Here is a 6,106-nt window from a genome sequence, read left to right on the forward strand (position 1 = left end):
AAATAATAACAAAAATCCATATCAAACCATCAGGCACGCGATACAGCAAAATTTAACTATTTATTTACTATGGTTGATTCCGTATTTTTTTAGCAAGGAAACCAGGCTGGGGAAATAACAATTTTATTCATTGCAATATAGGCATGTGCTTAGCACGGCGGCGGTGATACTAACAGAAGAGCGGCCAACGATCGCTGGCCGGTATTACACCTTAATTCGCGCTAGCCGCAGCCCCCAAAGGCCGGCTGAATTGGCTTAAATCATGCTAATGAGTCTGGCCAGCACGCGACTGATCGTCTTCTAAATGGTTTGACTGGTGCGATATTTCGCCAGGTTTCCTGTCTTGAAGATGAGCATGCCAATCTTCCCTTTCACTCACCACATTGCAAATAGTAATAGGAATAATAATTACTACCATTCATTTTATAGCGTGATAAATTACGACCTGGCACCGTTAAATAGAAAGAGAAAACGCCGTTATGTCCCACTATATGTCTGCCTGTAAAACATCCCGTTCTCTGCCTGCCCTACTGGGCTTGCTGTGTCTGATATTTTGGTTATCCGGCTGCAAACCCGCGGAGGAGAACAACGCATCAGCGGCAGACGACAACTCACCAGCATGGTCCCGGACGGTGGAAACGGCTAAAGGCCCGGTCACATTAACGCAGCAACCTACACGGATTGTCTCCACCAGCATCACCATCACTGGCACCTTATTGGCGATCAATGCGCCGGTGATTGCCAGTGGAGCGACCGCGCCCAGCTCCACTGTCGCAGATAATCAAGGGTTCTTTACTCAATGGTCGGCTGTCGCACAGGCAAAAAAACTGGTGCCGATATATCAGACTGAGCCAAACGCCGAAGCTGTTGCCGGCATGAACCCTGACTTAATTATTATTTCTGCCACCGGGGGGGATTCCGCGGTGAAATTGTATGAGCAGTTATCTGCTATCGCGCCAACCTTAGTGATTAATTACGATGATAAAAGCTGGCAAGAGTTAGCAATGATATTGGGGCAGGCAACTGGCCATGAAACCGATGCGAAAGATGTGATTGATAAATTTGCCAACCGGCTCAATGAGGTGAAACAGAGTATTACCTTACCACCGCAGCCAACGTCGGCTTTTGTCTATCAAGCCGCCGGTAGCACCGCGAACTTGTGGACTGAAGACTCGGCACAGGGCAAGTTGTTGCAGGCGCTGGGCTTTAGGCTCGCTGAAATACCTGAAGCCGTGAAAGGTAACACCAGTATGGGACATCGTAAGGATATTATTCAGTTAGGTGGCGAGAAGCTGGCTGAAGGTCTGAACGGTGAGACTATTTTACTCTTCTCCGGTGATCAACCATCAGTTGATGCATTGAAAAGTAATAAATTTTTAGCTCATATTCCAGCGATTGAGCACAACCGTGTTTATGCCGTGGGTTATGACACTTTCCGCTTGGATTATTACAGTGCGAGTAATCTGTTAGCCCGAATTGAAGGGATGTTTAAACCTGCTCATTGATTGGGTAAGTCCCGGTTCTGACGTTGAGCGCATTCAGGAATGTGACCGAGCAGGCTAAATTTCCCCCTGCGTTACCACAGCGATGCATTCTAACAATAATGCGTGCTAACATATCTCACCCAAATAATAATGATAATCAAATCGATAACAATAATCATTTGTTAAAGAAGAGTTACAATGCCTGCTGATTATTCTCCAGATCAATATTCAATAAAACCGCTGACTCCGGTGTCGACGTCAGGGGTACCAACAACGCGCCGACGCGGGCTGCTGCTGCTGTTCAGCATTGTTGTGTTGCTATTGGTCATGGCTGCCAGCCTGATGCTCGGTGCCAAAGCCATCCCTTTATCTGTGGTCTGGCAGAGTTTGCTTGGTACAGAGCACAGCGCCGATAGCATTTTGATCGTTGAATCACGTCTGCCGCGAACCCTGATTGGTGTACTCGCCGGTGCAGCGCTGGGGTTATCGGGTGCAGTCATGCAAGCCCTAACCCGTAACCCACTGGCTGACCCCGGTATTCTTGGCGTCAATGCCGGAGCCAGTTTTGCCGTCGCCGTCGGGATCATTTTTTTCGGCGTTAATGCCATTCAGGGCTATATTATTTCCGCTTTTATCGGTGCGATGTTAACCACCCTGGTGGTGTATTGGGTCGGTGCTCAGGGCGGCGGGCGCGTTAATCCCCTGCGCCTGACACTTTCCGGTGTCGCGATTGGCGCTGTGTTAATGGGGATTTCCTCTGGCATAGCACTGACACATCCACTGGTTTTTGATCGGGTGCGCTTCTGGCAGGCAGGTTCATTGGATATCCGCAGTATGTCGGTGGTATTGGCCGTCACTCCGGCAATCCTGCTCGGCGGTGTAATCTCCCTGCTGCTGGCTCGGCCACTCAATGCCATGCATATGGGAGAGGATCTGGCGGCCGCGATTGGGGCCCGTATTGTCCAAACCCAATTTTGGGCAGTCATCGCCGTCACCTTGTTGTGCGGTGCCGCTACCGCAGCCGTTGGCCCTATCGCCTTTGTTGGCCTGATGGTCCCCCATATCGCCCGTTGGATTGTTGGGCCGAATCAATGTTGGATTCTCCCATTCACATTAGTGATGACACCTATCCTGTTGCTGGTATCTGACATTATTGGCCGCTTCTTGGTGCCGGGCGAGTTACGGGTTTCCGTCGTAACGGCATTTATTGGCGCGCCTTTGCTAATCTGGCTAGTTCGACGTAACAAAAGGATGACCACGCTATGAAGTCTGTCACCTCGCCGTGGCTATTTGGTCGCCCCGATGGCGCGATAAATTTACGCATCCGACCACGCAGTTTAGTTGTTTGCAGCCTGCTGCTGCTGGCCTGTTTGTTGGGCGCACTGCTGGCATTAATGGCCGGGACTCTGGCGTTGTCGCCTCAACAGGTACTTAATGCCTTGTTCGGGCAAACCCGTGGTGCAGTGGATATTATCGTCAATCAGTGGCGCTTACCCCGCGCAGTGATGGCGCTGATTTTTGGTGCCGCACTGGGTATCAGTGGCGCAATATTTCAGTCATTAGTACGTAACCCACTCGGCAGCCCTGACATCATCGGCTTTAATATGGGTGCCTATACCGGTGCGCTAGTCGCGATTACTCTGTTTAATGGCAACTATTTCGAGATTGCCAGCAGCGCCTTGGTTGGCGGCTTACTGGCAGCTATTGCGGTGTATCTGCTGGCATATCGACAAGGGATTCAAGGTTTTCGGCTAATTATTGTCGGTATTGCCATTGGCGCGATGCTCACTGCATTCAATACCTGGCTGACAATCACGGCATCACTGGAATCGGCGATGACTGCCGCGGCCTGGGGGGCGGGGTCATTGAATGGTCTGAGCTGGGCTAAGGGCCTGCCATCACTGATGTTTATCTTTGCCGCGACGATAGCCGCAATGCTGCTTAGCCGCCGCATGCCACTGCTGGAAATGGGCGATGATGCCGCTGGTGCCTTAGGGGTTCCCGTTGAGAAAACTCGCCTGAGCCTGATGGCGATTGGCGTCATTCTAATGGCCGCCGTCACCGCCGCCGCCGGGCCTATCTCCTTTATTGCATTAGCCGCCCCACAAATAGCACGGCGTCTGGCGGGCACATCTTCAGTGACGTTAACCACGTCGGCACTGATGGGCGCCTTATTACTGGTTGCCGCCGATCTCTGCGCCCAACACCTATTTCCACCTAATCAATTGCCGGTCGGCGTGGTTACCACCAGCATCGGCGGCCTGTATCTTATTTGGCTTTTAATCCGGGAGTCCGGGCGATCATGAGTATTGTTACCCCTGCAACCACCCTACATCACAGCGATTTTTCCTCCCGCTTACAAGCCGACGCCCTAACACTGGGCTACGACGGTAAGATAATCAGCCAGAACCTGAGCATCTCCATTCCTGATGGTGAATTTACGGTGATTGTCGGCCCCAATGCCTGTGGTAAATCAACGCTGCTACGCGCACTGAGCCGTTTGCTGAAACCGCAAGCAGGTCAGGTAATTTTAGACGGCAAGAATATCGCCAGCATTGATACCCGGCAGGTGGCTCGTCATTTGGGTTTGTTGCCACAAAGTTCGCAAGTACCCGACGGTATCAGCGTGTTAGATTTGGTGGCGCGTGGCCGTTATCCCCATCAGAAGTTATTACAGCAATGGACACAGGCCGATAAACTGGCGGTCAATAATGCCATGCAAGCCACCGGTGTCAGTGAACTGGCTGACAGATCAGTGGACGCATTATCCGGCGGGCAACGCCAGCGAGTATGGATAGCTATGGTATTGGCACAGCAGACGCCGCTGTTGCTGCTGGATGAACCCACCACCTATTTAGATATCGCCCATCAGATTGATTTATTGGAGTTATTCAGTAACCTTAATCAGCAACATAACCATACCTTGGTTGCTGTTCTGCATGATCTTAATCATGCCTGTCGTTACGCTACCCATATTATCGCCATGCGCGACGGGCAGGTAGTTACACAAGGTCACCCACGCGAGGTGATCACGGCAGATTTGGTCGAGCAGGTATTTGGTATGCCGTGCTTGATCATTGATGATCCGGTTTCACATACACCATTGGTGATACCGAAGGGGCGATTTAAAATTTAATCCGCCAGCGAGCAGAGAGCGAGTCAGCCCTCTGCTCGCCGAAGGCGGTTAAGACTCAGTCGATCAGGTTAACAGACAGCGTAATCCATCAATCAAGCCCCCCCGCCAGCATAGAGCATCATGCCCACCCGCATAGACCCGATACTGCAACCGATGCCCTGCCTGACGAAGCGCTGCACTCATGGCTTGATTGACCTGATAAATCACATCTTCACGGCGACCTGCTTCCATAAAGATATTCAATGGCTGACTCGCCCCCAATCCCTGATACACCTGCTCGGTCAGCCAGCCCTGACGTTCAGCAGTCCCCGCCGTCAGTGCCTTGAAATTATCAACATCAGGCCACCAGAACGAACCGGACTGACTCAACACACAACCAAAACGCTGTGGCCAATGTAATCCAGCGTACAACGATGCCAACCCGCCAAAACTCTGCCCGGCCACCACAGTACGAGACGCTTGTTCCGTAAAAGCCTGTTGCAATGCAATCTGCGGGAGTAATTCCGTTTGCAATGCCTGCCAGAAATCCTGATTACAAGGCAGCTCTTGCGAACGATGAGTCTGGTCAATGATGTCGATCAACACATAGACGCCAGCAGGTAAACGCCCTGCGGCGGTTTCACTATCCAAAATGCCAAACACCGGCTGCCTGAGTGCCCAATATTGGCCATCCAGCAAGATAGCCAATGGGCGATCGGCTTTATCTTCAGCACCGGTTGTCGTTGAGTAAATCCACACATTGCGACTATTGCCCAATAACTGACTGTGCCAACTAATCAGTTGCAGACGTTGCGGGTCGGCGGGCAGAATTTTACCCGCATCAATTGGCTGCCAGGCCGTTTGCGGCAAAGCATCGGCTAAATGAACCGCAGAAAGTGGCATTCCGCGATAACTGCAATGCGCGGCGATCGGGTTTAACGGATCGTTCTCAGCGAGATCCATCAATGAGATCCACCAATCGCGCTGTGCCTGACGCTGTTCTTGCGGATTACCGGCCGGCAAATTCAAACATTTCTCTGCTGAGACGGGAATAAAGCTGTAACTGCCACGAAAATCAGACTCCACCTCTGCCTGCCAATACCAAACATCCGTCTGGCCCAGCCGAGTGAGCGATTCAGGATTAATACTGTGGTGATCTGTCACGCCGTTAACATCGATATACACGCAGCTATATACCGAATCACCCGCCTTTCCTTGTCGGTCGCGCCACAGGAAAGTCAGCTTTACTTTGCCAGCCGCTGCCGGTTCAGTCAGGGGCGTTCCCCACTGTGCGATGCGCTGCCACCATGATTCACTGCCCGCCGAAGGATCCTGTAATAACTGCTGACTCTCTGGATATTCGCTCGCCACTCTCACACGCTGCCCTCTTTATGTCATCACACCGGTCACGGTCTATTTATGATTACGTCTTTATTCATTGATAGCGCGGCGACTGTGCGCCATCACAAATGGATATAAGACTTAATATATATAAGGTTATTACCTA

Annotated in this window: 5 protein-coding genes; 4 read left to right on the forward strand and 1 reads right to left on the reverse strand. The window is 51.4% G+C overall.

All coding sequences use genetic code 11. The annotated features are described in order from the left end of the window. The first annotated feature begins 479 nt into the window (after window positions 1-479). The 4 genes from fepB to V2A85_RS21380 all read left to right on the forward strand — a co-directional run bounded on the left by fepB (window position 480) and on the right by V2A85_RS21380 (window position 4,620). Entirely contained in the window at window positions 480-1,505 is a 1,026-nt protein-coding gene (gene fepB / locus V2A85_RS21365; protein WP_372560525.1) for a Fe2+-enterobactin ABC transporter substrate-binding protein, read from the forward strand. A gap of 177 nt (window positions 1,506-1,682) precedes the next feature. Next, window positions 1,683-2,750 carry a Fe(3+)-siderophore ABC transporter permease gene (gene fepD / locus V2A85_RS21370; RefSeq protein WP_420072299.1) on the forward strand — a complete coding sequence of 356 codons (1,068 nt, stop codon included), beginning with the start codon at window positions 1,683-1,685 and terminating at the stop codon, window positions 2,748-2,750. Then, complete coding sequence (fepG, locus tag V2A85_RS21375) at window positions 2,747-3,790, forward strand: iron-enterobactin ABC transporter permease (RefSeq protein ID WP_372560523.1); 1,044 nt, start codon at window positions 2,747-2,749, stop codon at window positions 3,788-3,790. Before fepD ends, fepG begins: the two co-directional genes overlap by 4 nt. Continuing rightward, on the forward strand, window positions 3,787-4,620 hold the full coding sequence (locus tag V2A85_RS21380; RefSeq protein WP_372560522.1) for an ABC transporter ATP-binding protein: 834 nt from the start codon (window positions 3,787-3,789) through the stop codon (window positions 4,618-4,620). The genes fepG and V2A85_RS21380 overlap by 4 nt, the downstream gene beginning before the upstream one ends. A 63-nt stretch (window positions 4,621-4,683) precedes the next feature. Here V2A85_RS21380 and fes read toward each other — a convergent pair whose 3' ends face one another. Beyond that, on the reverse strand, window positions 4,684-5,976 hold the full coding sequence (gene fes, locus V2A85_RS21385; protein WP_420072300.1) for an enterochelin esterase: 1,293 nt from the start codon (window positions 5,974-5,976) through the stop codon (window positions 4,684-4,686). Window positions 5,977-6,106 lie beyond the last annotated feature (130 nt).

Source organism: Yersinia sp. 1252 StPb PI (genome assembly GCF_048593885.1).
Classification (GTDB): Bacteria; Pseudomonadota; Gammaproteobacteria; order Enterobacterales; family Enterobacteriaceae; genus Yersinia; species Yersinia enterocolitica_E.

Bases quoted from the DNA above. Each gene is read 5' to 3' on its own strand.
- fepB (WP_372560525.1), top strand. From the start codon at position 480: ATGTCCCACTATATGTCTGCCTGTAAAACATCCCGTTCTCTGCCTGCC.
- V2A85_RS21380 (WP_372560522.1), top strand. From the start codon at position 3,787: ATGAGTATTGTTACCCCTGCAACCACCCTACATCACAGCGATTTTTCC.
- fepG (WP_372560523.1), top strand. From the start codon at position 2,747: ATGAAGTCTGTCACCTCGCCGTGGCTATTTGGTCGCCCCGATGGCGCG.
- fepD (WP_420072299.1), top strand. From the start codon at position 1,683: ATGCCTGCTGATTATTCTCCAGATCAATATTCAATAAAACCGCTGACT.